Below are 22,904 nucleotides of genomic sequence, written 5' to 3' on the forward strand. Positions count from 1 at the left end.
GGGGGGGGCCGGGCCCCCCCCGCCCTCCCCTCCTACGTGTGTTGACCATCCCGTGAGGTGCGCGAACTCCCCGAAGCGCTGCCGGTGTCGATCGGTAGGGCTCGATGCGAACACGACAACGCCGGGTGATCGCGTCTGCGATCACCCGGCGTTCACCGGTTATCTCAGGGTTGGAGGACGAACCCCTTGAATCCCGCCTCCCGGACTTCGTTCCAGGTCTCCTCGTACAGCACTATGCCGCCCGCGTACGGCATGAAGATCTGCGGCTTGCCCTCGATATTGGCCCCCCGGTACCAGGAGCCCGATTCGCCCTGCGGCCACAGCGTCATGTTGGCGATCTCCTCGACGGTTTCGACCCATGCCTCCTGGGCCTCCGCGGTGGCCTCGATCGTCTCGAGGTCTTGGTCGCGCATGTAGTCCATCGTGTCCACGGTCCACTCGACGTGCTGTTCGATCGCGGTGACCATATTGGCGAGCACCGAGGGACTGCCGACGTTGGCGATGATGAACATGTTGGGGAATCCGGCGGTGCCGAGGCCGAGATGCGTCTTCGGGCCCTCCGACCACGCTTCGTTCAGCGATCGGCCCTGGCGTCCCCGGATGTCCATCGTGCTGAACGCGCCGGTGAAGGCGTCGAATCCGGTGGCCAGGACGATGGCATCGAATTCGTAATCGGTTCCGTCCGCGAGACGCATGCCCTTCTCGGTGAAGCCGTCGAGTTCTTTCTTGCGCAGATCCACGAGTTCGACGTTGTCGCGGTTGAACGTCTCGTACCAGTCGGTGCCGACAACGGGACGCTTCGCGCCCATCGGATAGCCGTATGGCTTGAGGCTGTCGGCGGTGTCGGGATCGGTGACGATCTCGTCGATCTTGGATCGGATGAAGTCGGAGACCGCGTCGTTGGCCTTCTGGTCGACCATGAGATCGGAGTATGCACCGAGGAAGGCGATTCCTCCTCCTTCCCAGCGCTTCTCGAACTCCGCGCGACGTTCGTCGTCACTCACCTCGAATGCGGTTTTCGGGTTGTCGTCGCGGATGCAACCGGCGGGCATGCTGCGGGAGAGGAGACGGCGTTCGCGGTAGTTGGCCTTGATGTCCGCGACGTAGGCCGGATCGAGCTTGTGGTTGCGCGCGGGGATCACGAAGTTGGCGGTGCGCTGCAGCACGGTCAGCTGTCCGGCCTGCTTGGCGATCTCGGGAATCGCCTGGACGCCCGACGAGCCGGTGCCGATCGCGGCGACCCTCAGGCCCGAGAAGTCGACTCCCTCTTCGGGCCACGAGCTGGTCCGGTAGATCGGACCGGTGTAGTTCTCGAGTCCGGGGACGTCGACGTCCTTGGGTACGGACAGGCAGCCGACGGCCATGAGGCAGAACTTGGCAACGTACGTGTCGCCGGCGTCGGTGCGTACCGTCCATTTCTTGGTGTCGTCGTCGAAATGTGCTTCGGTGACAGTCGTTTCGAGTCGGATGTCACGACGCAAGTCGAACCGGTCGGCGACATGTGCGAGGTACGCCTGCAGTTCGGGCTGCGACGGATAGCGCTCCGACCACTCCCATTCCTGTTCGAGGCCTTCGTCGAAGCCGAACGAGTAGTCGTGGCTGTCGACGTCGCATCGCGCGCCGGGGTAGCGGTTCCAGTGCCAGGTGCCGCCGACCTCCTTGCCCTTGTCGAGGGCGACGGCGGTGTAGCCGTGCTTGCGGAGCTTCCACAGCAGGTAGAGGCCGGAGAACCCGGCTCCGACCACGACAGCGTCGACTTCGGTGGGGGTGCTGGAGCGTGCAGCGGTCATCGGAATGCCTTTCCTGGGTGCAACATTGCGAAGGCGGTTCAGTGATGGGGTGGATACGGGTCCCGGATATTTCGACCGGGGAGGACGTCTCGGGTCGACCGGCGACGACGTGACGCCGGCCCGGTCGCGCATTGTGTGATGGATGACACATTATCAATGCACATGGATATAATCAATGGGGGCTAGTGAGATCGGCTCACAAGAATCAAGCCGTCTGGCCAGGTCAGCTCACATTCGCCGCCCGCAGAAATCTGCCGGAAGCCACTCCAGGAGGAACCGTGTACCGACTCGTCGCCACCTACAACCACCCCGAGAACCCCGCGAAGTTCCTCGACCACTACGAGAACGTTCACGCGAAGCTGGCGCTCAACCAGAAGGGCATCAGGAACTTCGAGTGGGGGATGTGCAGCACGGCCGACGGCGCCGCGCCCCCGCACTTCCTCGTCGCGGTCTGCGACTGGGACAGCAAGGAAGCGATGCTTGCCGACATGTCCTCACCGGAAGGGCAGGAAGGCGCGGCCGATCTCGAGAACTTCGCCGGAGCCGGCGTCTCATTCGACTTCTACGAGATCAACAAGGGGATCTAACGTACCCGTATCGGGCAATACGACTGTGGGGCAACGATAAGAGATCGTTGCCCCACAGTCGCTCGGCGTGATGGTGCTCGTCGTCAGGCGTCGAAGCCGTCCATCTGCGGAGTCGTCAGGGCAGTGATGACGCGTTCGGCGATCTTCCACCCCTCCGAGGTGCGGACGTATCGATCCGTGTTGAGAGCGATCGCCTTGATCGCCGCACCGCTCTTCATTTCCGCCTCGGAGAACACATAGTTCGTACCCGTCGCGTGGTCGTCGTCCTGGAAATCGACGACATGGTTGGTGATGATATGGAACTGTTTGTCGACGGCCTGGGCATCGCGCTCGAAGAAGTCGAGCAACTGCTCGTGTCCTTCGTAGCGGGTCAACCCGACCGCGCTGGCATCCCACGCCCCGTCCACGGTGAATGCGGACAGTGCTTCCTTCGGATCGAAACAGTCGAGGCCACGCGCATACAGGTGAGTGATGCGGATGATGTCGTCGATGTCGTCTGCTCGCGTATGGGCGGACATGAGCACACTCCTATGTGTAGTGGTGGGATGGAGGTCAGGGAACGGACGGCAGTTCGATCTGCTCGAGATCCGCCTTGATCTGCAGGGCCAGGTACTTGTTGTAGACGCGGGCCATGGTGAGGTTGCCGCCGCTGATCCAGAAACCGTCGTGCCCGGACCTGCGCCACACCGAACGGATCTCGCCTTCGTCGTCGAGACCCCAGACAGGACCGCACTTCGCGGCGACCTGGTCGCCCAGAACCCGGCGTACTGTGTCGAGAATTCCTCGGAACCCGGTGGCGAGCACAACCGTCTCGGCCGGCACGTGCGTTCCGTCGCTCAGCTGCACACCGTCCCGGGTGAAACTCTCGACTGCTCCTGCAACCACGCCGATCTCGCCGTTCGCGATGAGTTGGGACGCGCCGACGTCGATGTAGTATCCGCCGTTGCGGGTGAGAAACAGGTTCATCGCACCCATGTCGTCGTCACCGAGGTTGTGGCGGAATCCGCGTGCGGTGAGTCCGTCGAGGATCTCCCGGTCACGTTCGGCCATGAGTGCGACCCCGGCCCGCAGACCCGCCTGCAACGATGCGTCGAACCGCGGAAACGATGCCCCGACCAGGTCGGAGATTTCCGTAGGAGGCGAATCCTCGCCGTACGCCGGTTCGAGCATGACCTCGAGCACCGTTGTACCGCCGACCACGTAGGTGGGACCTCGTTGTACGAGAGTGACGTGGGCCCCCGAGTTGTAGAGATCCTGGGCGATGTCGTGGCCGCTGTTTCCGGTGCCGACGACGACCACCGACCTGCCCGCGCGCGCAGGGTCGGTGCTGTACTCGCCGGAATGCAGCAGTTCGCCCCGGAAGTCCCCGGTGCCCGCGAACTCTGGCACGAGTGGTTCGGTACCACTGAGCCCAGTGGCCAGCACGACATGCCGCGGCCGGACGGTCCGCGGCTGCCCGTCCCGTTCGAGGCGAACCTCCCACCTCGCTTCGGCGGCGTCGTATGCGCTACCGACGATCTCGCTGCCCGTCCACACGTTCAGTTCGAGGGCCCGAGCGTAGAGCTCGAGCCAGTCGCCCATCTTGTCTTTCGGAGTGAACACCGGCCAGTTCGGTGGGAACGGCAGGAACGGCAGGTGGTTGGCCCAGACGGGATCGTGCAGAACAAGAGAGTCGTAGCGTCGGCGCCAGTTGTCGCCCACGTGGGCGTTGCGCTCGACCACGAGGGTGCGGACGCCGAGCGAGCCGAGGTGCGCGGCGAGTCCGAGACCGGAATGTCCGGCTCCGATGACGACAACCTCCGGCTCGGCGTCGTGGAACTCGCTCTCGCGTGCCCGCTGCGCGGCCCAATGCTCGGTGACGCGTTTACCGATGGCGGGCGCACCGTGCGGGCGTCGGCGCCCGATGGCGGGTTCGTGGCCCCGCAGCGCGTCGAGCGCGGTGAACAGGGCAGTAGCCTTCCACTCGCTTCCGCAGGCCGTCAGTCGCGCCACGGCCTGTACCCGGCCGAGCCGGGTGGTGAAGTCGAACAGCAACTGGATCACCGGTGAGGAGGTGCCGCCGGGTAGCAGGACCGGCGCGACACGCGCATCGAGTTCGAGGTCGGTGACGTCGAGCGCCGCGGCCACGGCGATCAAAGGGCCGATTCCTGCGGATGTGTGCAGGCTGCGCAGATCGCCGGTGAACGCGAGCAGGTCGCGCCACCAGGCGTCGGGGACGAACACGGCTTCGTACATGTCGGCGTCGCCGCTGCGCAGTGTGCGCCGGAGTGCGTCGAGCCATCGCTGCGCGATATGGACAAGCTGAGTCCGGTCCGGTGCCATGGTGTCTCGTTCCTTCTGCGGGGTCATCGCGTGGTGAATCCGGCGTCGACCTTGAGCTCCGTTCCGGTGACGTACCGGGCTTCGTCGGACGCGAGGAACAGAACGGCGTTGGAGATGTCGATCGGCTCGACCCACGGCACCGGCAGTGCATTGGTGGTGGCGAACACGGGTGCGGCCTGTTCCTGCGTCGGGTGCTCGACGTCGGGAAGGAAGAGCCGGAAGCAGGACTCGTTGAGGATCATGTCGGTTGCGACGCCGGTGGGATGCACGGTATTGACACGGATGGGGGGGGCCGAGTTCCAGTGCCAGGGTGCGCATCAGGCCGACGACGGCATGCTTGCTGGCCGTGTACGGCGCGACATTGGGTGTGCCTTTGAGGCCGGCCGAGGAGCTGGTGATGATGATGGAGCCGCTACCTTGCTCGACGAGCTGCGGGGTGACCGCCTTGCAGGTGTGCCATACGCCCTTGAGATTGATATCGAGTACGTCGTCCCAGTCGCTCTCGGACACGAGGTGTGTGGGCTCACCGAACAGGAAGATTCCCGCGTTCGCGACGACGGTATCGATGCGGCCGAACTGGGCGATGCCCTCCTGGACGACCGCCGAGACGGCCTCGAAGTCGCGGACGTCGGCGGTGCGCGCGAGGATCTTGCGCCCGCGTGCCTCGACTTCGCGTACCGTTTCCGCGAAATCGTCCTCGGTAGCGCTGGGATAGAACCGTTCGATGCTGTCGATCGTGCCGGCGATGTCGAGGGCGATGATGTCGGCGCCTTCCTCGGCGAGCCGGACGGCGTGGCTGCGGCCTTGCCCGCGCGCGGCACCGGTGATGAAAGCGACCTTCTCTGCTACCCGTCCTGACATGGTTGCTCCTTCACCGCAGACGGGAGAGCCCGGTCAGCGGTACGTGTTCCAAGTGACGGCCGACTCGGGATAGTCGGCTTCGGAGTATCGAGTTTGAGGCCACCGAATCCGTTTGGTAGTACGGAAACTCGAGGCCATAGACTCGAAAGGTACCGCGTACATGAACGATACGGAGCGTCTTTCGAACAACCAGGTGCCGCCAACGCGGGTGTAGCGGTCGCGGTAGCGGAACGCGGTGATCATGAGGGTGTCGTGAACGGCGAGTTCGGCATGACCCGTCATGATGCCGGTCGCGTGCGACTCGTCCACCATTGTGACGAGATGGATCTCGGGGGTGTGCAGCATGGTGTGGTACCGATCCATGCTGTCGACGTAGAACGGGCGTATCTCACTGCGCCCCTGAAGTTCACGACCGGCTACCGCGAAGACGCCGTCCTCGGTGAACATCGACAATACCGACTCGAGGTCGTGGTCGTCGACGGCGAGTGCGTATCGTCCGGCGAGGTCCCGTATTTCATCCTTGGCGACCAGTCGGGCGATCGCTGCGGACTCCTGCTCGGTGAGATTCGACGTTGTCATCGGCTCGGCTCCTGCGGCGCGGTAGGTATGCGTCGGGCCGGGACGAAGAGTTCCTTTGCCCCGGCCCTACGAAATCGGCTGTCTTGATCCCGGATACGGCGATCTAGTCGTCGTACATGATCACGCCGCGGATGTTCTTGCCCTCACGCATGTCCTTGAAGGCGGTGTTGATGTCCTCGAGCTTGTAGGTCTTGGTGATGAGTTCGTCCAGCTTGAACTCGCCGCGACGGTACATGTCCGTGATCAGGGGAATGTCGCGACGCGCGGTGGTCGTGCCGTAAAGGGTGCCTTGAAGTCGCTTGCCCGACATGGCGAACGTGAACAGGTCGAAGGGAACGTCGCGCTGGGTTACGGGTGCGGCCGATGTAAGTACCAGCGTGCCCCCGCGCCGTGTCATTTCCTGTGCCGGGTTGAGAAGGTGACCGTAAGCGATGTCGACGGTGATGATGACGACGTCGGCGCCTTGACCGTTGGTCAGCTGGTCCACGATCTCGCGGCACTGGTCGAAGTTCTCCGTGGTGTGCGTCGCGCCGAAGACTTTGGCCATGTCCCGTTTGTATTCGATGGGGTCGATGGTGATGACGTTCTTCGCCCCACGGTGCCGGGCACCTTGTACGGCGTTCATGCCGACCCCGCCGGTGCCGATGATGACGACGGTGTCACCGAGTTGGATGTCCCCGGCGTACACCGACGAGCCCCATCCCGTAGGAACGCCACAACCGATCAGTGCGGCCTTGTCGAGAGGGATGTCCTTGTCGATCTTGACACACGAATCGATGTTCACGACGACGTACGGAGAGAAGGTGCCGAGATACGAGAAGGGTCCGACGCCCTTGCCTCGCGCATGAACTCGATGTGTGCCGTCGGGTGCGAAGCCTGCGAGAACGCCGGCGCCCATCTCGCACATGTTCGACTTACCGATCGTGCACATCCGGCAGCGCCCGCACGAGGGAAGGAACGACAGGACGACATGATCGCCGACCTCGAATCCGGTGACGTCGGGGCCGAGTTCCTCGATGACGCCCGCACCTTCGTGGCCGCCGATGATGGGACCCCAGTCCAGGGGGATGTCGCCGGTATCGACATGGTCGTCGCTGTGGCAGATGCCGGACGCGGCGAGCTTGACGCGGACCTCACGGCTCTTGGGCGGGTCGATCTCGATTTCCTCGACGCTCCAGCCGGACCTGGTTCCGGGCTCCCACAGCAGTGCTCCGATGGTCTTCATGACGTCTCCTCACGACAAACGGGGAAGATGCGCGTGGCGTCGACAGGGGCCGGAACGCCAGGCGTCTGTGATCGTGATCACCATAACCATATGCATGAATAGAAGCAATAGGAGAGAGGTGGAGCGGGTAGGAATTCTTTTCGTCCTCGCGATTCATCCTCGGATGGGAGGGTCGAAACGCGCAGGCCCGCACCGGACGATGTCCGGTGCGGGCCTGTCGGGGGGCTTCAGCGCGTTGTAGGGACGGATCAGTTGCCGAGGGCCTGATTCCAGGGCAGAACTTGACTGAGCACTTCGGGGAACTTGCGTTCGGCGTAACGCACGTATTCGTTGATGTGGTCACGCATCCGGTCCTCGGACAGATCGGTGTCGTGCGAACTCAGTGCTTCGTAGATGTCGATATGAGCCTGCAGCGTTGTCTTCCGAAGCCTGGCGGGGTGGTCGACTCCCATTACGGTGCCGCCCGTGATGCGCATCAGGGCGTCGGTCAGGTACCCGAAGAGAGCATTCCCCGTAGACCACGCGATGATGTCGTGGAACTGCTTGTTCGTCTCGAGGAACGTCTCGATGTCCGCAGTGTCGACCGACTGCTGCATGCGGTCGACGGACTCCTTGAGTTCGAGCAGGCTGTCGTCGCCGATACGTTCGGCTGCGAGCCGGCACACGACCGGTTCGAGAGCGGTACGCGCCTCCACGATCGTGTTGAGCGAAGCATTCTGCAATTGCATCAGGAGAATGATGGTGCTCGCGAGATGGGAAGCGTCGGGGTCCAGGAGTACCGGTCCGCCCTTGGGTCCGGGTTTGAACGAAAGCATTCCTTGAAATTCGAGTAACCGTAATCCTTCGCGAAGCGTGCCGCGGCCGATCTGGTATTCCTCGAGCATCGCCTTTTCCGGGGGCAGCAGGTCCCCGGGTTGCAGACCTTTCCGCGCAGTGTCCCGGACGATCTGCTGGGCGACGACCAGCGACGTCTTGGGACCTCTCGGCATTGGGGCCACGGAACCTCCTCAGGCTTGCATCCCCCGGGCATGTCGGACCCGGAGGACTTCGCGGCGAAGCCGTGTGGCTTGCCGTGTTCCGTACCGGGCAGGGACCTCCCTGTATCCGTTACGGAATGTGCACTGTACTCATTGTGCACCCTAATGCGCACATTGATGTGCACAGATGTGATCAGTCGGATTATTCGGCCGGCGGGAACTGCGGCTTCCGCTTTTCCAAAAAGGCCTGGGCGCCTTCGATCATATCGTCGCTGCCGATTGCCTGGATCAGCATGCCCAAACCGTTGCTGAACGAATCCCGAGCCGAGTTCCACCAGATATTGGAACTTATCTTCGTGATTTCCAGATACCGGGGACTGAGTGATTCGAACTCCCGGCACAGCGACCGGACGGCTTCCTCGAGCTGATCGTCGTCGACGACTTCGTTGACGAGGCCCAACTCGTACGCGCGCTCGGCCGGGTAGCGGCGGCACAGCATCGCGATCTCCTTTGCGCGCTTCTCACCGACCTGGACGCCCATCACGTTTGTTGCGCCCGTGACGGGAGAGCTGCCGACTCGGGGGCCGGTTTGGCCGAAGGTCGCGGACCGGCCGGCAACGGCGAGGTCGCATGCCACCACAAGTTCGTTTCCGCCGCCGGCGGCGGCACCGTTGACCGCGGCAACCACCGGACGCGGGCAGGTGCGGATCGCATCGAACAATTCGAGTGACGACCGGTAGAGGCCGCGCAACTCGGTGACAGTCGGCTCGCTGAGCTGACCGAGGGATCCTCCTGCGCAGAAACTCCCTCCCGAGCCGGTGATAACGACCGATCGGTACTCGTTGGCGCCGTGAAGTGCCTCGACGATCGTTGAGCACATGTCGGCGTCGAACGCATTGCGGCGTTCGGGGCGGTTGAGGCGGATCCAGAGGCTCGAATCGATCGATTCGAGAAGGACGCTCGTGGTGGTGGGGGTGCTCATCGGACTCCTTCGTTCGAGGTTTCGCGGCCCCGCTCGGGCGGGTATGGATACCCGGGCCCGTTCCGGAGTCGGTCGCAACTCCGATTGGGTCATCTGACAGGAATTCTACGTTATAATCGTTAGCATCATTTTCCCGATTAGGGAACCGGTAGCGACGGATCCGAAGGCGGCCTTCCGGAGCGCTCATCAGTGATCGGGGAAGGGGTCGAGATGGTGGTGGCACGAGCGCCGAAGGCAGCCATGGTGGTGGCGCAGCAAATCATCAAGGACGCGACTCGGGAGGATCTCGCTGCGGGCGATCTGCTTCCCTCCGAGCGGGTGATGCTCGAAAAGTACGAGATCGGCCGTGGAACCCTCCGGGAGGCGCTGCGTCTGCTGGAGTTCCAGGGCGTGATCGCGCTCAAGCCGGGGCCGCGGGGTGGCCCGGTCATGTTGGATCCCGATGCGTCACACCTGGGTAGTGCGCTGATTCTGCTCATGCAGCTCAGCTCGGCACCGTTCAGCGTCATCATCGAGGCCAGGGGCGCCCTCGAGCCGATGATCAGCCGGCTCGCTGCCGAAAGGATCTCCGGCGAGACATTGGTGCTGCTGAAAGAGACGATCGATCGGATGCACGGGTCTCTGGGCGATCAACACGAGTTCCTCGAGGCCAACAAGAGCTTTCACGACCTGATTGCCTGGGCGTCGGGAAACCCGCTGTTCGGATATATGGTCGACTCCCTGCTGGGAATCATGGACGGTACTGCCATCGGGATCGACTACCCGCCGCATCATCGCGAGGCCATCATCGTCGCCCACACCGGGATCTACGAGTCGCTCGCCCAAGGTGATGCGGCCGGAGCGGAAACTGGCATGCGCGCCCACATCGACGCCTACGGGCGTTACGCGCAGCGGAAATACCCCGAGCTGCTCGGACAGGTCATCCAGTGGGATCGCGCTCTGGGGTAACTCGGACGCTGCTCGGGCGCCTGGTCGCCACGTAGAGTCGGCACGTAGATAGGGGCTCCGGAAATATCCGGAGCCCCTTCTGTCGTTGGAGTGGTCTTGTGGTCCCTCAGTCCGTGATCACCGAGATAGCGCGCTCGGGGCACGAGGCGGCGGCTTCCCGAGCGGCCTGCTCGTTCGTGGGGTCGTCACCGCCCGGAAGGACGTACGAGTGCCCGTCTTCGTCGCGCAGTGCGAAGACCTGGGGGGATGTCATGAAACACAGCCCGTGACCCTGGCAGTGGTTCTCATCGACAACAACCTTCATGGTTGCTCCTTCCATTTGTTCGGGCATCCTCAGATGCCGCCCTCATTGAACATTTGATTAGATGGCCGGGCTGGCAATGTGATCTACACTACTATAGCATCCGTTATAACCATTAGCAGGAGATGCCTGAATCTGAGCAGGAGGGTCCAAGCGATGGACAATCGCAATCGTTGCCCTGTCATCAACTTCGATCACAACTCGCAGGAACATTCGGCCGATCCGGTCGCTTCGTACCGCAAGGTCCGCCAGAACGAGCGGGTCGCCTGGACCGAAGCGCACGGCGGATATTGGGTGCTGTCCGATTACGACTCCGTATTCGAGGCCGCGCGCGACGACGAGACCTTCTCGTCCGCCCGGACCGAGAGTGGCGGAGAAGGACTTTCGGTCGTCATTCCGAAGACACCGATGCACTTTCACATTCCGATCGAGCTCGACCCGCCGGAGTTCCGCAAATATCGCAAGATCGTCAATCCGATCACGGCGCCCGCAGCAGTCGAACGCATGAAAGCGCTCGTAGACCGCCACACCGCCGGTTTCATCGACAGTGTGATCGAGGACGGGAAGTGTGACCTCACCGCCGTTATCGCGGTTCCCTCCATCGTAACCGTCGACTGGCTCGGCCTCGATCTGGCCGATTGGAAGCGCTATTCGCATGCGCACCACCAGGCTCTGGCCGGCATCCCCGGAAGCGACGATTACCGGCACGCAATGGAGGTCGAATTCCCCTATCTGGGTGAGCGCATGCGCGAAACCATCAGGGCCCGCCGCGAGAACCCGACCGACGACATCATCAGTTATCTCGTGCAACAGGAAGTCGACGGCCGCCGGCTCGACGACTTCGAGATGTACTCGATCGTCGATTTGCTGCTCGCCGGCGGAGTCGGCACCACGGCGTCACTGGTCAGCCAGGCCCTGGTGTGGCTCGCGGAACACCCCGAGGTGCGGCAGCGGCTCATCGACGACGACACTCTGATGGATCACGCGGTCGAAGAATTCCTGCGCTACTTCTCGCCCACCCAGGCGCTCGCTCGCACCGTCACCAAGGACGTCGAGTTCCAGGGGTGTCCCATGCACAAGGGCGATCGCGTTCTTCTGTCGTGGTCGTCGGCGAACCGGGACGAGAAATTGTTCGACAATCCGGACGAGATCGACATCGACCGCTGGCCGAACCGTCACACGGCATTCGGAATCGGCGTACACCGCTGCGCCGGCTCGCACCTCGGTCGCTACATGTCGAAGACGCTGATCAGCCAAATTCTCCAGCGGATGCCCGACTACGAGGTCGACTTCTCCGCACTCGAGCGGTACCCCCACCAGGGTACGAACATGGGCTGGCAGCACATTCCGGCGACGTACACGCCCGGGCCGCGCGTGCTGACCGACTACACCCTCTACTGAGTGGCCGGTTCCGCTGAACCGACCGAAACGCCACCACCTCGAAATCTCGTTCACCGGAAACAGGAGGCTGCCGTGTTCGTCGGCAGAAGAATCGTCGTCGTCGGCGGCGGGTTGGCCGGGTTGCGGACCTGCGAAGCATTGCGGGCGGCCGGATACGATGGCGGCATCGAATTGCTGTGCGCTGAAGCGGTTCTCCCATACGACCGTCCCCCGCTGAGCAAGGCGGCCCTGACCGGCTCCCAGGATACGACGTTCGATGTCGACTTCGACGGACTCGGTATCGAAGTCCGACTCGGTGCGCGTGCGGTCTCGCTCGATTGCGGCCGACGCATCGTCACGACCGAGGACGGTGAGCATCCCTACGATGCCCTTGTCATCGCTACCGGTGCCGCACCGATCGTCCTGCCGGGACGTGGACGGCAACAGGTGCTGCGCACGTCGTCGGACGCGGAGGCATTGCGCGGAGAGCTCCGGTCCGGTACACGTCTCACTCTGGTCGGGGCGGGTTGGATCAATGCCGAAATAGCTACCACGGCGCTATCTCTCGACTGTTCGGTTACTGTTGTGGAGGCGGATTCCGCGCCGCTGCGGGGACCGCTCGGTCCCCGGGTCGCCGAACGAATGCTTCCGTGGTGGGGTGCGGCGGACCTGCGCTGCGATGTCGGGGTGATAGAGGTCGTCGAGGCCGGGCCGGTCTTGTCCGACGGCACGCTGATCGAGTCCGATGTCGTCGTCACCGGCATCGGTGTCAGGCCCGATATCGGGTGGCTTGCCGGCTCCGGACTCGACATCGACCGAGGTGTCGTGGTGGACGAGTCGCTCCGCACCTCCGATCCCGCGGTGTTCGCGGTCGGCGACGTCGCTGCCCGCTGGTCACCTCGCTACGGCAGTCGTATCGTCGGTCAACACTGGGACGACGCCCGGACGGGACCGGCGACGGTGGCAGCAGCACTACTGCGACCCGACGAGCGCCCCGTCTTCGATCCGGTCCCGTATTTCTGGAGTGATCAGTTCGGGCACAAGGTCCAGTTCGTCGGATACCGCACCGAATCCGACGAGATGGTGTTCCGCGACGGCGACGACGGGAAGTGGGGGGCGGCCTGGTTCGACGAGGCCGGCCGCCTGACCGCCCACCTGACCGTCGACTCACCCCGCCATATGGTGCAGGCCCGGATGGCCATCGACCGGGGGGTCGTCGTCGACCCCGATTCGATCCGAGACCTGGCAGCGCCCCTCCAGTCGGTCCCCCTTCCCACCACCACGTAGTACCTCATCCACCATCGATAGCCGCCGCGGCCGGTGCACGGCCGAGTGAGGAACAGAAAATGACTACAGCAACTCCCATTCAGTTGAAGAGTTACGACAAATTGTTCATCGGCGGATCGTGGGTCGAACCGTCCAGCGACGCGGTCATCGAGGTGATCTCGCCTATCACGGGCGAGGTGATCGCCAGGGTTCCCGAGGCCCGCGAAGCGGATGTGGATCGGGCGGTCGCGGCGGCGCGCAAAGCCTTCGACGAGGGTCCCTGGCCCCGTATGACCCCGGCGGAGCGCGCCGAGGTGCTCGTGCGGGTGGGCAACGAGGTCAAGAAGCGGATCCCCGAGATGGCGGAAGCCTTTACCCTCGAACTCGGCGGTCCCGCAGCAATTTCCACACTGTTCCATCAGAATGCCGTCGATATGTGGGACGACGCCGCCACCTTCCACGAACGCTTCGCGTTCGAGGAGGAGCGGACCTGGAAGGGTGGTCGTGGCAAGGTCGTTCGCGAGCCGATCGGCGTCGTTGCGGTAATTGTTCCGTGGAACGGCCCCGTGGCAACGGCATCGCTGAAGATCACCCCGGCGCTCGCGGCGGGGTGCGCCGTGGTCCTGAAGCCGGCTCCGGAAGGCCCGGTTACGACGATGATGCTTGCGGAGGCGCTCGAGGCTGCCGGCCTGCCGGAAGGCGTGATCAGTGTGCTTCCGGCCGGACGCGAGGTCGGCGACCACCTCGTGAGCCATCCCGATATCGACAAGATCAGCTTCACGGGAAGTACCGTGGCCGGTCGGACGGTCATGACACGAGCCGCCGAGAAGATCAAGCGCGTGACCCTCGAACTCGGCGGTAAGTCCGCAGCCATCATCGCCGACGACATCGACCTCGATACGTTTCTGCCGAGCATGGTATTCGGCGGCATCGGGCATTCGGGTCAGGTGTGCGCGGCACTGACGCGAATTCTTGTGCCTCGGGAACGTCAGGAGGACGTCGTCGCCGCGATCAAGGCGGTCATGGAGAGCGTCAAGGTCGGCGACCCGCGGGATCCCGACACGTTCATCGGCCCCCTGGCCGCCGAGCGGCAGCAGAAGCGCGTGCTCGATTACATCGAAATCGGCAAGCAGGAAGGCGCGCGGCTTGTCGTCGGCGGAGGGAAGCCCGACCATCTCGACCGCGGATGGTATGTGGAGCCCACCCTGTTCGCCGACGTTCGCAACGACATGCGCATCGCACAGGAAGAGATCTTCGGCCCGGTTCTCGTGGTGATCCCATTCGACTCGATCGACGAAGCGATCGCCATCGCCAACGACTCCGACTACGGACTGTCGGGTGCGGTCTATGCAAAGGACCAGGCGCTGGCCGAGGACATCGCGCGGCGGGTCCGGACCGGGCAGATCTCGATCAACGGCTACGCGATGTGCGTGGTGCAGCCCTTCGGGGGATACAAGCAGTCCGGACTGGGCCGCGAGGGCGGGGTCGAAGGGTTCGATGCGTTCTTCGAGACCAAGCTGATCCAGGAGTTCTGATCAGCATCGAGCCGGGGCGACCGGGAAAGAAAGGGCAAGCAATGGAGTCGATTTCAGCTGAACTCGGTTACCGAGCCGAACAGTTGCTGTATCGGTATGCGGTAGCTGTGGACGCCGGTGATCTCGGTGCGCTGCGCGCATTGATCACCGACGACGTCACGATCGAGCAGAACGGCAAGGCGGACATCGGTTCCGAAGAGTTCATCGGGGTGTACCGAGCGTTCGGAGAATCTCCGGCAGAGTTCTCGCGACACCTGATTTCGAATGTGCGTGTGGCTGCGGCATCCAAGGGCAAGGTGAGCGTCGAGGCGTATTTCGAGGCGACGGTGTGCGCACCGGGGTCGAATCAGCGACTCTACGGCAAGTACGCGGACGTTTTCGTCGAACGTGAAGGCGAGCTGCTCATCGAGCGGAAGGGCATCTCCGTGGAGCGGATACTCGATCTGCAGGTGAACGAGGTCGAGTACCAGCCGTATTGAGGCACGACATGAGTGAGGGGGAGGGTCGACGACCCTCCCCCTCACTCATGCCCAGATTCTGAGGGCCGACCGAAATCTCAAGGTCGACCGCCGTGCGTCGCGGTCACGCGTGTGGCGAGGAGGCTGGCGTCGCGGGTGTGGCGTCGAGCTGCTTCCGACGAATTGGGGGCGGCGCACGCGTACAGGGTGTTGCCCTCGGCACCACCGAGCATGCACGCGAATACCCCTGTGGGGAAGGTGACTTCGTCCGTGATACGGCCACGCTCCTCGACACGGATGACGCGGCGGTTGAGTGCATCTGCCACCCATACGGCACCTGAGCTGTCGCCACAGATCCCGTCCGGCGCGACCGATGCGGCGCTCATGGCTGCTTTCACCGAATCGGTGGGGAGTTCGGGTCCGAAGGCGGCCCAGGTCCGCTGGTTGGTCAGCGATCCGTCGGTGCCGATGTCGAACGCGGTGAGCTTGTTACCCATGCTTTCCGCGACGATCAGGGTGCCGTCGGGCGTAATCACCATGCCGTTGGGAAACCGGAGGTCGGACGCTTCGACGGAGAACGTTCCGTCCGGATCGACCCGTACCAGGTTTGCGGGAGCAATCGGAGTGTCGCGCTTGAACTCGAAGCCGAAGCTGCCGACATAGGCGGTTCCGTCCTCGGCGACCACCATGTCGTTGAGCTTGCCTGTTGCAACAGAGGAGATGTCTGCATGCACGACGATCTCACCGTCGTGCTCGCGTCGCATGATGCGTCCGGATTCCATTGCGGTGATGAGCAGCCGGCCGTCGGGCAGCCATCCGAGGCCCGACGGCTCGTCATCGGGAAGAGTTGCTTCGACGGTGACATCGCCGTTCTGGCCGATCGAAATCACCTCGTGGCGGTACAGATCCGATACCCAGATACGTCCTTCGTGCCATCTCGGGCATTCGAGGAACGCTCGATCCGACACAACGGTGTCGATCGGGTTCTGGACGGTTGTGTCTTGCTTTCCAGTGGTCATGGCGTGCCTTCCGTGAGACGCGGAGATACCCGCGATGCGACCTCTTCAACCAAATTAGCCTAATCATGTTCATGAATGAAGGGGTTCGATCCAACGCTTTGCGGGTATTGCCACTAATCATAATTATGGATAGGGTGATCTGCATCACGGCGCCGTATCGGCATACAGCCAACTCGTTTCGTCGCGGCTTCTACTCGAGCCGTCCCCGTCCTTCGAAGGAGCATCCCCATGGCATTGGATTCCGCAACCGCCGCCTTCCTCGCCCAGATGGCCGAGGCAGGTGGACCACCGCTGCACGAGATGTCTCCGGAAGAGGCACGGACGATGAGCGACGGATTCATCGAACTCTGCGGGGCCGGACCGGAAATGGTGCGCGTCGACAGCGTCGAGGTGGCGTCGGCCGACGGCCACTCGGTACCGGTTCGGATCCTCGTTCCGAGCGAGAACGCTCGCGGGATCATCGTCTATCTTCACGGCGGCGGATGGGTCGTCGGCAGCCTCGACGGCTACGACACCCTCGGGCGCCAACTCGCCGAGCGCACGAACTGCGCGGTCGCGCTCGTGGATTATCGACTCGCCCCCGAGCACCCCTTCCCGGCCCCGGCCGACGACGCGTGGGCGGCCGTGGAGTGGGCCTCCGCGAACCGCGGAACCTACGCGACGGCGGATGCACCGCTCATCGTCGGAGGCGACAGTGCCGGTGGGAATCTTGCGGCCGTCGTCGCGCAGCGCGCCGTGAGCGACTCGGGACCCGAAATCGCCCTGCAGGTCCTCATCTACCCCGTTACCGAGGACAATTTCGAAACGGGAAGCTACCTCGATCCCGCAAACGCGCTCATGCTCACGCGCGAATCGATGCAGTGGTTCTGGGACCTCTACGTTCCCGACGCCGGCGATCGAGCCCGCTGGGACGCTGCCCCCTCCAAAGCCGCATCTCTCGCCGGTGTCGCGCCGGCCGCGGTCCTCGTCGCCGAACACGATGTGCTGCACGACGAGGGCCGTGCCTACGCGCGCGCTCTGGCCGACGCGAAGGTCCCGGTACGCGAGAAGATCTTCGAGGGCCAGATGCACGGATTCTTCCAGTTCGTGAACGTGCTGCCGGGGGCGAAGGACGGAATGGACTATGTGGTCGAAGCCGTCGACGACCTGCTCGCGGGCAATGCTATCGGCCGCTGAGGAAAGGACGATGACGATGAACACCGACAACGGTGCAGCCGAGTTCGACGCGATCGTCGTGGGTGCGGGATTTTCCGGCATCTACATGGTGCATCGTCTGCGGGAACTGGGCCTGACCGTCCGCGCCTTCGAAGCCGCCGACGGTGTGGGCGGAACCTGGTTCTGGAATCGATATCCCGGTGCCCGGTGCGATTGCATCAGTATGGAGTACGCATACACGTTCTCTCCCGAGCTGATCGACGAATGGGAGTGGACCGAGCGCTACCCGGCACAACCGGAGATTCTTCGCTACCTCGATTTCGCCGCGGACAAGCTCGATGTCAAGAAGCACTTCCGGTTCCGTACACGCGTCGTCTCCGCGTCTTTCGACGACCACACCGATCGCTGGACAATCACCACGGACACCGGAGAATCCGCCGTTGCGAAGTATTTCGTCACCGCGGTCGGATGCCTGTCGACCTCGCAGACACCCCAATTCCCGGGGCTCGAAAACTTCGAGGGCGAGACGTACCACACTGCCGACTGGCCGAGCGAGGGAGTCGATTTCAGCGGCAAACGGGTCGGCGTGATCGGTACCGGATCCTCCGGCGTCCAGGTGATCCCGCTGCTGGCCGAGCAGGCCGAAGCGCTCACCGTGTTCCAGCGGACTCCCGCGTTCAGCCTCGACTGCGGTAACCGCGCGCTCACCGAGAGTGAGAAGCGTGAATTCAAAGAGAACATCGAGACCTTCAAGGCAATCTCGAAGACGACGGGATCGGGTCAGTACACCGACACGCTCGAGGTGAGCGCCCTCGATCACTCCCCGGAGGAACGGTGGGCAACCTATGAGGAGCGGTGGAACCGGCACCGCGCGATCGACCTCATCGCGTCCTACCCGGACCTGTTCACCAACCGAGAGGCGAACGAGACGATCGCGGAGTTCTTCCGCAGCAAGATCCGGGCGGTGGTGGAGGATCCCGAACTGGCCGAACAACTTTCTCCCCGTACATACCCGCTCGGGGCGAAGCGAATTACCCTGGATACCAATTACTTCCAGACCTACAACCGCGACAACGTCGAACTCGTCAGTCTTCGTGAAGCGCCACTCGAGGAGTTCACGGCACGAGGAATCCGCACGGGAGGCGTCGAACACGAACTCGACGCGGTGGTACTTGCGACAGGCTTCGACGCGATCACCGGCCCGTTGCTGAAGATCGGCGTCACCGGTGTGGGTGGCCGTACGTTGCAGGAGAAGTGGAAGGACGGCCCCGTCACCTACCTCGGTATCGCCGTCGATGAATTTCCGAACATGTTCATGCTCACGGGGCCCGGTAGCCCCAACGTGCTGACCAATGTCGTGTGCGCCATCGAGCAACATGTCGAGTGGACGAGCAACTGCATCGAGGAACTCGAAAAGCGCGGCGCCCGTCGATTCGAAGCGCTCGAGCCGCACGCACACGACTGGACGGAACTGAACGACCGGCTCGCGCAGGACACCCTGTATCCCGAGGGGAACTCGTGGTACACCGGCGCCAACGTTCCCGGCAAGCCGCGCGTGATCCTGTCGTATGTCGGTGGGCTCAACACGTACCGAGATATCTGTGACGAGGTAGCCGCCGAGGGCTATCGCGGTTTCGCCATCAAGTGAAGTAGTGGCATCTCTCGCCTGCATCCGACGGAATTGCAGGCGAGAGACCACGTCTTCGTCTCCGGAGTGTCCCTCGATAGCCTGAGGGGCATGTCCGACCGTCGCACCACCGAGATCCGCGCGGGCATCGCCGACTCCTGGGCCGTCGGCCTCGGACTGATTCCGCTCGGACTCGCGTTCGGTGTCGTGCTCATCCAGGGCGGTTTCGACTGGTGGTGGGCACCGATCTTCTCCGTCGTCATCTACGCGGGGTCGATGGAGTTCCTCGCCATCGGGCTGATCAGCGCCGTCACCCCGTTCGCATCGATCGCGGCGGCGACGCTGCTGGTGAACTTCCGGCACGTCTTCTACGGTCTGTCATTTCCCCTGCAGCGAATCCGCGGTCGCGCCGCCCGCCTCTACAGCGTGTACGCGCTCACCGACGAGTCCTACGCGATCGTCGCGCCCAAGCATCGCGACAACCTGTCCGGTACGCGCATCCTGACGGTCCAGGTGGTGTGCCAGCTGATGTGGGTGGCGTCCGGCACCGTGGGGGCGCTGATCGGGGCGGTGCTGCCGCCCGGCCTGACCGGGCTCGAGTTCGCCCTCACCGCACTGTTCGCGGTACTGGCGATCGATGCGTTCCGCGCCAACCGGGATCTGCCCGCGCCGATCCTCGCACTGGTGTGCGGGCTGATCGCGATGCTCGTCGCGAAGGACCAGATGCTCGTCGTCGGGCTGGGACTGTTCGTGCTGGGTCTGATCGTCCGGTTCGTCTACCGCAACCGGGTCGCGCATGCCTGATTCGGTGCCGGGCGCCGGGTATGTCCTGGGCGCGCTGGTCGTCATGTTCGTGGTCACCGTGGCCCTGCGCGCGGCGCCGTTCTTCGCACTGTCGGTGCTGCGCGATTCACCGCTGGTGGCGTTTCTCGGCCGCACCATGCCTGCGGGCGTGATGCTGATCCTCGTCATGTACACGCTGCGGGACGTCGACGCGACGACGTGGCTGCCTGCGACGATCGGTTTGGCCGGAACGGTCGCGATGCACCTGTGGCGGCGCAACGCGGCGCTCAGCACCGTCGTGGGAACCGCGCTCTACCTGGTGGCGTCGGCACTCTGGGGTTGAGCAGCCCCGCGTGGAACGGGTGTGAAGATCTCACCGCGGCGGCTGCGCGCAGCGACGACTGCGGCGACGAACACCGCGACCGCGACGATGGCCTGCGAATTGCCGAGGGCCTCGAGCACGAGATGTTCCACCCATCCGTCCGACGATGTGTCGGTGAGCAGCTTGTTGGGTCCGAAGAGGAACACCAGGGTGGCGGGCACGAGCACCGGCCACCAGCTGCGGTAGCGCGGTGCGACGAGCAGCGGCACCAGAAACAGCGAGTACACCCAGTGGTGGGTGACGGCGATGGGTGCTGCCAGCAGCGACGCCAGGCCGACGAGCGCGAGGGCGGGCACGGTCTCGCCGGCACGCAGGAAGCGGTGTGCCGCCCACGCGGTGGCGAGAACGATGACCGCGGCGCCCACCAGCCACAGAATCTTGCTCGTGCCGTCGGAGAAACCCATCCGGGCGATGAGGCCCGTCAACGCCTGGTTGCGGAAGAAGTCCTGGTCGCCGGCGCGATCGGTCGCGAAGAACTCGTCTTTCCAGAAGTAGATCGTCGAGTCGGGACGCAGCCAGTAGCCGAACGTCACGGTCGCGAGGAACGCGCCGAACGCTCGAACTATGGAAGGTGTGTCCTTGCGGAGCAGCAGCAGGAGTCCGAACGCGGCCGGGGTGACCTTGATCGCGGCGGCCAGCGCGATGCCCACGCCGCGGAATCGTTTCGGGATCACGCCGAGGACGTCTGCCACCACCAGTGCCATGAGCACGATGTTGATCTGGCCGAAGGCGAAGTTGGAGCGGAACGGTTCCAGCCACAGCACCACCCCGAGCGTGGCCGAGGCGATCAGGCTCGCGCGTGCGACGTCGAGGCGCTTGTAGATCACCTGGAGCATCCACCACACCAGCGCGATGAGACCGAGCGTCCACAGCGCCTGGAGTGTGGTGCTGCCGACGAGCGCGAGCGGTGCGAACAGGAACGCCGCGAACGGGGGATAGATGAACCGGAATCCGGAGTTGCTGTGGAAACCCTCGGTGTAGAGCGGAGTGTGGTGCAGAAACGCGATACCCGCGTCTCGGAAGACGTCGAGATCCATCAGGTACTCGGTGACAGCGTCGCGCAGATAGCCGGCGACCGCGAGTGCCGAGACCACAAGACCCAGAGTTATCAGTGCGGACTGCACGGGCCGGGTGCGGACTTCGGACAACAGCACGGGCGTATACCTCCGGGGACGGTTACGGTTCGGGGGCAGCCGGGAAGGCTTGCCTCGGCGTCACGTTACACAAATGTTGTACATCGGTCGGCCGAGAAGTCGTGTTCCCGACCGTATTTGGCGCTTTGTCCCGTTTGCGGGGTTGATTGTGCTTTTCGTCACAGGAAACGGCGGTAAGTGGATCTACGCGAGTCTCGCGAATGCGGTAGAAGCCGGTATATCGGCGAATCGGCCAGGACGCAGGACTTGTCGCAAGAATATCCAGCTCTCTTGAGAATTCGCTAGAAAGGGAAATATTCGGGTCGTGTCGTCTGCCGGTCCGGCTCAGCGGGGCGACGTCGCATGAAGTGCCCGAACTCCGGGGCTCGAAGCATGCCGCACGAAATCGCACTCCGCGAGGCGCTCGGCGCTACCGAGATCCAGCGACAACTCCACCGACTCCGCGAGGCGGTACGGCTTGCTCTCGACCACCGAACCGAGCGCGCGTCGCAGCCGTGATATCTCCGCACGCACCGTCACGGCGTGGTCGGCGTCGCCGAACAGGGCGTGACTGAGGTCTGTCACCGTCATCCCGGCGCGTCCGCGAAAGTGCAGCAGGAGCAGAATCTCAGCGTGCCGTGTGGTCACCGAGCTGCGCCACGCCTTGTCGCACCCCGTGATTTCGATCGACGGCGAGGACGAGAGGCGCAGGGTCATGCGGATCGTTACCGACGAGGCGGTCGGCCGGATCAGCCAGCCGTGTGCCAGCTGTTCCGGTACGCACAGCCCGAGACCGGGAACGGTCAGGGCGCTGTCGGTGCGGGGCACGCCGACGCGGCGGGTGGCCGCGACGCCGGACGCGTGCGCGACCCAGCCGTGCTCGTCGACGAGCAGGACCGGACCGCTCACCGACGCGAGCAGCGGGGCGGCCTCCGTGCGCAACCGGTCGAGCCGGTGCTCATGCCGGCGCCAGAGCTGTGATTCGGCCAGCCGGACGGCGGTGTCGACGAGCGCGCCGATCGCCGGATGCAACGTCAGGGCGGGGCCGCTGACGTCGACGATGCCGAGCAGATCTCCACTGATCGGATCGTGGATCGGCGCAGCGGTGCAGTACCACGGATGTTGCGTCTGCTCGAAGTGCTCTCCGGAGAACAGTTGCACGGGAGCGGCTTCCGTAAGTGCCGTGCCGATCGCGTTGGTTCCCACGGTGGCCTCGGTCCACACGGAGCCCTCGCTGAACCCCAGTGCGTCGGCCCTGGCGCGCACCCGTGCCGCGCCGCTGCGCCAGAGGATCACGCCGTCGGTGTCGGTCACCACGAGCAGCATCTGCGAAGCATCGGCGATGGGTGAGATCACCTGTTGCAGGTCGCCGATGACGTCGGTCAGCGGCGAGGAACGTCGACGGCGCTCTATCTCCTCGAAGGGGTACGGGGTGCGGGCGTTGCTGCCCACCGGATCGAGTCCCGCGTGAAGCACCCGTGACCACGACCGCGCGACGATGTCGCGCGGTCGCATCGTCGGTTTGCCCCCGCCGAGCACCGAGTCGTGCATCCGCATCAGGTCGCGTGCATAGCGGGACAGGTCGGTGCCCGGT

The 22,904-nt window shown here is 64.0% G+C and carries 21 protein-coding genes and 1 pseudogene; 10 read left to right on the forward strand and 12 right to left on the reverse strand.

Features of this window, described 5'->3' with window-relative positions; translation table 11 throughout:
- Positions 1–164 precede the first annotated feature (164 nt).
- Complete coding sequence (locus Q8814_RS14570; RefSeq protein WP_330152734.1) at positions 165–1,790, reverse strand: flavin-containing monooxygenase; 1,626 nt, start codon at positions 1,788–1,790, stop codon at positions 165–167.
- Positions 1,791–2,068: 278 nt separating this feature from the next.
- Between Q8814_RS14570 and Q8814_RS14575 the strand changes: the two genes are divergently transcribed.
- Complete coding sequence (locus Q8814_RS14575; protein ID WP_330152735.1) at positions 2,069–2,377, forward strand: EthD family reductase; 309 nt, start codon at positions 2,069–2,071, stop codon at positions 2,375–2,377.
- An 83-nt stretch (positions 2,378–2,460) separates the two neighbouring features.
- On the opposite strand, the gene Q8814_RS14580 is transcribed toward Q8814_RS14575, so the two are convergent.
- The 7 genes and pseudogenes from Q8814_RS14580 to Q8814_RS14610 form a co-directional block, all read right to left on the reverse strand.
- Positions 2,461–2,895, reverse strand: coding sequence for a nuclear transport factor 2 family protein (locus tag Q8814_RS14580; protein WP_330152736.1), 435 nt, complete (start codon positions 2,893–2,895; stop codon positions 2,461–2,463).
- Positions 2,896–2,929: 34 nt separating this feature from the next.
- Positions 2,930–4,726 carry a flavin-containing monooxygenase gene (locus Q8814_RS14585; RefSeq protein WP_330152737.1) on the reverse strand — a complete coding sequence of 599 codons (1,797 nt, stop codon included), beginning with the start codon at positions 4,724–4,726 and terminating at the stop codon, positions 2,930–2,932.
- A pseudogene (locus Q8814_RS14590) lies at positions 4,723–5,560 on the reverse strand (mycofactocin-coupled SDR family oxidoreductase). The gene Q8814_RS14585 and the pseudogene Q8814_RS14590 overlap by 4 nt, the downstream one beginning before the upstream one ends.
- 33 nt (positions 5,561–5,593) lie before the next feature.
- On the reverse strand, positions 5,594–6,139 hold the full coding sequence (locus tag Q8814_RS14595) for a nuclear transport factor 2 family protein (RefSeq protein WP_330152738.1): 546 nt from the start codon (positions 6,137–6,139) through the stop codon (positions 5,594–5,596).
- Between the two features lie 103 nt (positions 6,140–6,242).
- On the reverse strand, positions 6,243–7,364 hold the full coding sequence (locus tag Q8814_RS14600; protein ID WP_330152739.1) for an NDMA-dependent alcohol dehydrogenase: 1,122 nt from the start codon (positions 7,362–7,364) through the stop codon (positions 6,243–6,245).
- Positions 7,365–7,612: 248 nt separating this feature from the next.
- Entirely contained in the window at positions 7,613–8,353 is a 741-nt protein-coding gene (locus Q8814_RS14605; RefSeq protein WP_330152753.1) for a FadR/GntR family transcriptional regulator, read from the reverse strand.
- Between the two features lie 190 nt (positions 8,354–8,543).
- On the reverse strand, positions 8,544–9,323 hold the full coding sequence (locus Q8814_RS14610) for an enoyl-CoA hydratase/isomerase family protein (protein ID WP_330152740.1): 780 nt from the start codon (positions 9,321–9,323) through the stop codon (positions 8,544–8,546).
- A 210-nt stretch (positions 9,324–9,533) separates the two neighbouring features.
- On the opposite strand from Q8814_RS14610, the gene Q8814_RS14615 reads away from it, so the two are divergent.
- Positions 9,534–10,271, forward strand: coding sequence for a FadR/GntR family transcriptional regulator (locus Q8814_RS14615; protein WP_330152741.1), 738 nt, complete (start codon positions 9,534–9,536; stop codon positions 10,269–10,271).
- Between the two features lie 106 nt (positions 10,272–10,377).
- On the opposite strand, the gene Q8814_RS14620 is transcribed toward Q8814_RS14615, so the two are convergent.
- Positions 10,378–10,590, reverse strand: a complete 213-nt coding sequence (locus Q8814_RS14620) for a ferredoxin (protein ID WP_330152742.1) — start codon at positions 10,588–10,590, stop codon at positions 10,378–10,380.
- A gap of 138 nt (positions 10,591–10,728) precedes the next feature.
- Here Q8814_RS14620 and Q8814_RS14625 point away from each other — a divergent pair, with 138 nt between their 5' ends.
- The 4 genes from Q8814_RS14625 to Q8814_RS14640 all read left to right on the forward strand — a co-directional run bounded on the left by Q8814_RS14625 (position 10,729) and on the right by Q8814_RS14640 (position 15,232).
- Positions 10,729–11,973 carry a cytochrome P450 gene (locus tag Q8814_RS14625; RefSeq protein ID WP_330152743.1) on the forward strand — a complete coding sequence of 415 codons (1,245 nt, stop codon included), beginning with the start codon at positions 10,729–10,731 and terminating at the stop codon, positions 11,971–11,973.
- Between the two features lie 72 nt (positions 11,974–12,045).
- A complete protein-coding gene (locus tag Q8814_RS14630; RefSeq protein ID WP_330152744.1) occupies positions 12,046–13,239 on the forward strand; it encodes an NAD(P)/FAD-dependent oxidoreductase in 1,194 nt (397 codons plus the stop codon).
- Between the two features lie 59 nt (positions 13,240–13,298).
- Positions 13,299–14,753, forward strand: coding sequence for an aldehyde dehydrogenase (locus Q8814_RS14635; protein WP_330152745.1), 1,455 nt, complete (start codon positions 13,299–13,301; stop codon positions 14,751–14,753).
- A gap of 41 nt (positions 14,754–14,794) precedes the next feature.
- Positions 14,795–15,232, forward strand: coding sequence for a nuclear transport factor 2 family protein (locus Q8814_RS14640; protein WP_330152746.1), 438 nt, complete (start codon positions 14,795–14,797; stop codon positions 15,230–15,232).
- Between the two features lie 77 nt (positions 15,233–15,309).
- On the opposite strand, the gene Q8814_RS14645 is transcribed toward Q8814_RS14640, so the two are convergent.
- The gene (locus Q8814_RS14645; protein WP_330152747.1) at positions 15,310–16,230 is read right to left on the reverse strand and encodes an SMP-30/gluconolactonase/LRE family protein; all 921 of its coding nucleotides are present in this window, start codon (positions 16,228–16,230) and stop codon (positions 15,310–15,312) included.
- Positions 16,231–16,458: 228 nt separating this feature from the next.
- On the opposite strand from Q8814_RS14645, the gene Q8814_RS14650 reads away from it, so the two are divergent.
- From Q8814_RS14650 to Q8814_RS14665, 4 genes are all read left to right on the forward strand, one after another.
- Positions 16,459–17,406, forward strand: a complete 948-nt coding sequence (locus Q8814_RS14650) for an alpha/beta hydrolase (protein ID WP_330152748.1) — start codon at positions 16,459–16,461, stop codon at positions 17,404–17,406.
- A 16-nt stretch (positions 17,407–17,422) separates the two neighbouring features.
- Positions 17,423–19,033 (forward strand): flavin-containing monooxygenase, encoded by a 1,611-nt coding sequence (locus Q8814_RS14655; RefSeq protein ID WP_330152754.1) that lies wholly within the window; start codon positions 17,423–17,425, stop codon positions 19,031–19,033.
- 90 nt (positions 19,034–19,123) lie between these two features.
- Complete coding sequence (locus Q8814_RS14660) at positions 19,124–19,816, forward strand: AzlC family ABC transporter permease (RefSeq protein WP_330152749.1); 693 nt, start codon at positions 19,124–19,126, stop codon at positions 19,814–19,816.
- Positions 19,809–20,138, forward strand: a complete 330-nt coding sequence (locus tag Q8814_RS14665) for a branched-chain amino acid transporter permease (RefSeq protein WP_330152750.1) — start codon at positions 19,809–19,811, stop codon at positions 20,136–20,138. The genes Q8814_RS14660 and Q8814_RS14665 overlap by 8 nt, the downstream gene beginning before the upstream one ends.
- Here the strand turns inward: Q8814_RS14665 and Q8814_RS14670 are convergent.
- Together Q8814_RS14670 and Q8814_RS14675 are read right to left on the reverse strand one after the other, a co-directional pair.
- Positions 20,108–21,331: a glycosyltransferase 87 family protein gene (locus Q8814_RS14670; protein WP_330152751.1), complete on the reverse strand. Its 1,224-nt coding sequence runs from the start codon at positions 21,329–21,331 to the stop codon at positions 20,108–20,110. The genes Q8814_RS14665 and Q8814_RS14670 overlap by 31 nt on opposite strands.
- A gap of 324 nt (positions 21,332–21,655) precedes the next feature.
- Positions 21,656–22,904 (reverse strand): GAF domain-containing protein (locus Q8814_RS14675; protein ID WP_330152752.1); only part of this gene is annotated, 1,249 nt, incomplete at its 5' end.

Source organism: Rhodococcus chondri (assembly GCF_036327435.1).
In the GTDB taxonomy this organism is placed as follows: domain Bacteria; phylum Actinomycetota; class Actinomycetes; order Mycobacteriales; family Mycobacteriaceae; genus Rhodococcus; species Rhodococcus chondri.

Coding starts and splice junctions, on each gene's coding strand:
- Q8814_RS14665 (WP_330152750.1), top strand. CDS start 19,809: ATGCCTGATTCGGTGCCGGGCGCCGGGTATGTCCTGGGCGCGCTGGTC.
- Q8814_RS14585 (WP_330152737.1), bottom strand. CDS start 4,726: ATGACCCCGCAGAAGGAACGAGACACCATGGCACCGGACCGGACTCAG.
- Q8814_RS14595 (WP_330152738.1), bottom strand. CDS start 6,139: ATGACAACGTCGAATCTCACCGAGCAGGAGTCCGCAGCGATCGCCCGA.
- Q8814_RS14625 (WP_330152743.1), top strand. CDS start 10,729: ATGGACAATCGCAATCGTTGCCCTGTCATCAACTTCGATCACAACTCG.
- Q8814_RS14610 (WP_330152740.1), bottom strand. CDS start 9,323: ATGAGCACCCCCACCACCACGAGCGTCCTTCTCGAATCGATCGATTCG.
- Q8814_RS14650 (WP_330152748.1), top strand. CDS start 16,459: ATGGCATTGGATTCCGCAACCGCCGCCTTCCTCGCCCAGATGGCCGAG.
- Q8814_RS14645 (WP_330152747.1), bottom strand. CDS start 16,230: ATGACCACTGGAAAGCAAGACACAACCGTCCAGAACCCGATCGACACC.
- Q8814_RS14620 (WP_330152742.1), bottom strand. CDS start 10,590: ATGGAAGGAGCAACCATGAAGGTTGTTGTCGATGAGAACCACTGCCAG.
- Q8814_RS14655 (WP_330152754.1), top strand. CDS start 17,423: ATGAACACCGACAACGGTGCAGCCGAGTTCGACGCGATCGTCGTGGGT.
- Q8814_RS14615 (WP_330152741.1), top strand. CDS start 9,534: ATGGTGGTGGCACGAGCGCCGAAGGCAGCCATGGTGGTGGCGCAGCAA.
- Q8814_RS14570 (WP_330152734.1), bottom strand. CDS start 1,790: ATGACCGCTGCACGCTCCAGCACCCCCACCGAAGTCGACGCTGTCGTG.
- Q8814_RS14600 (WP_330152739.1), bottom strand. CDS start 7,364: ATGAAGACCATCGGAGCACTGCTGTGGGAGCCCGGAACCAGGTCCGGC.
- Q8814_RS14580 (WP_330152736.1), bottom strand. CDS start 2,895: ATGTCCGCCCATACGCGAGCAGACGACATCGACGACATCATCCGCATC.
- Q8814_RS14660 (WP_330152749.1), top strand. CDS start 19,124: ATGTCCGACCGTCGCACCACCGAGATCCGCGCGGGCATCGCCGACTCC.
- Q8814_RS14605 (WP_330152753.1), bottom strand. CDS start 8,353: ATGCCGAGAGGTCCCAAGACGTCGCTGGTCGTCGCCCAGCAGATCGTC.
- Q8814_RS14640 (WP_330152746.1), top strand. CDS start 14,795: ATGGAGTCGATTTCAGCTGAACTCGGTTACCGAGCCGAACAGTTGCTG.
- Q8814_RS14635 (WP_330152745.1), top strand. CDS start 13,299: ATGACTACAGCAACTCCCATTCAGTTGAAGAGTTACGACAAATTGTTC.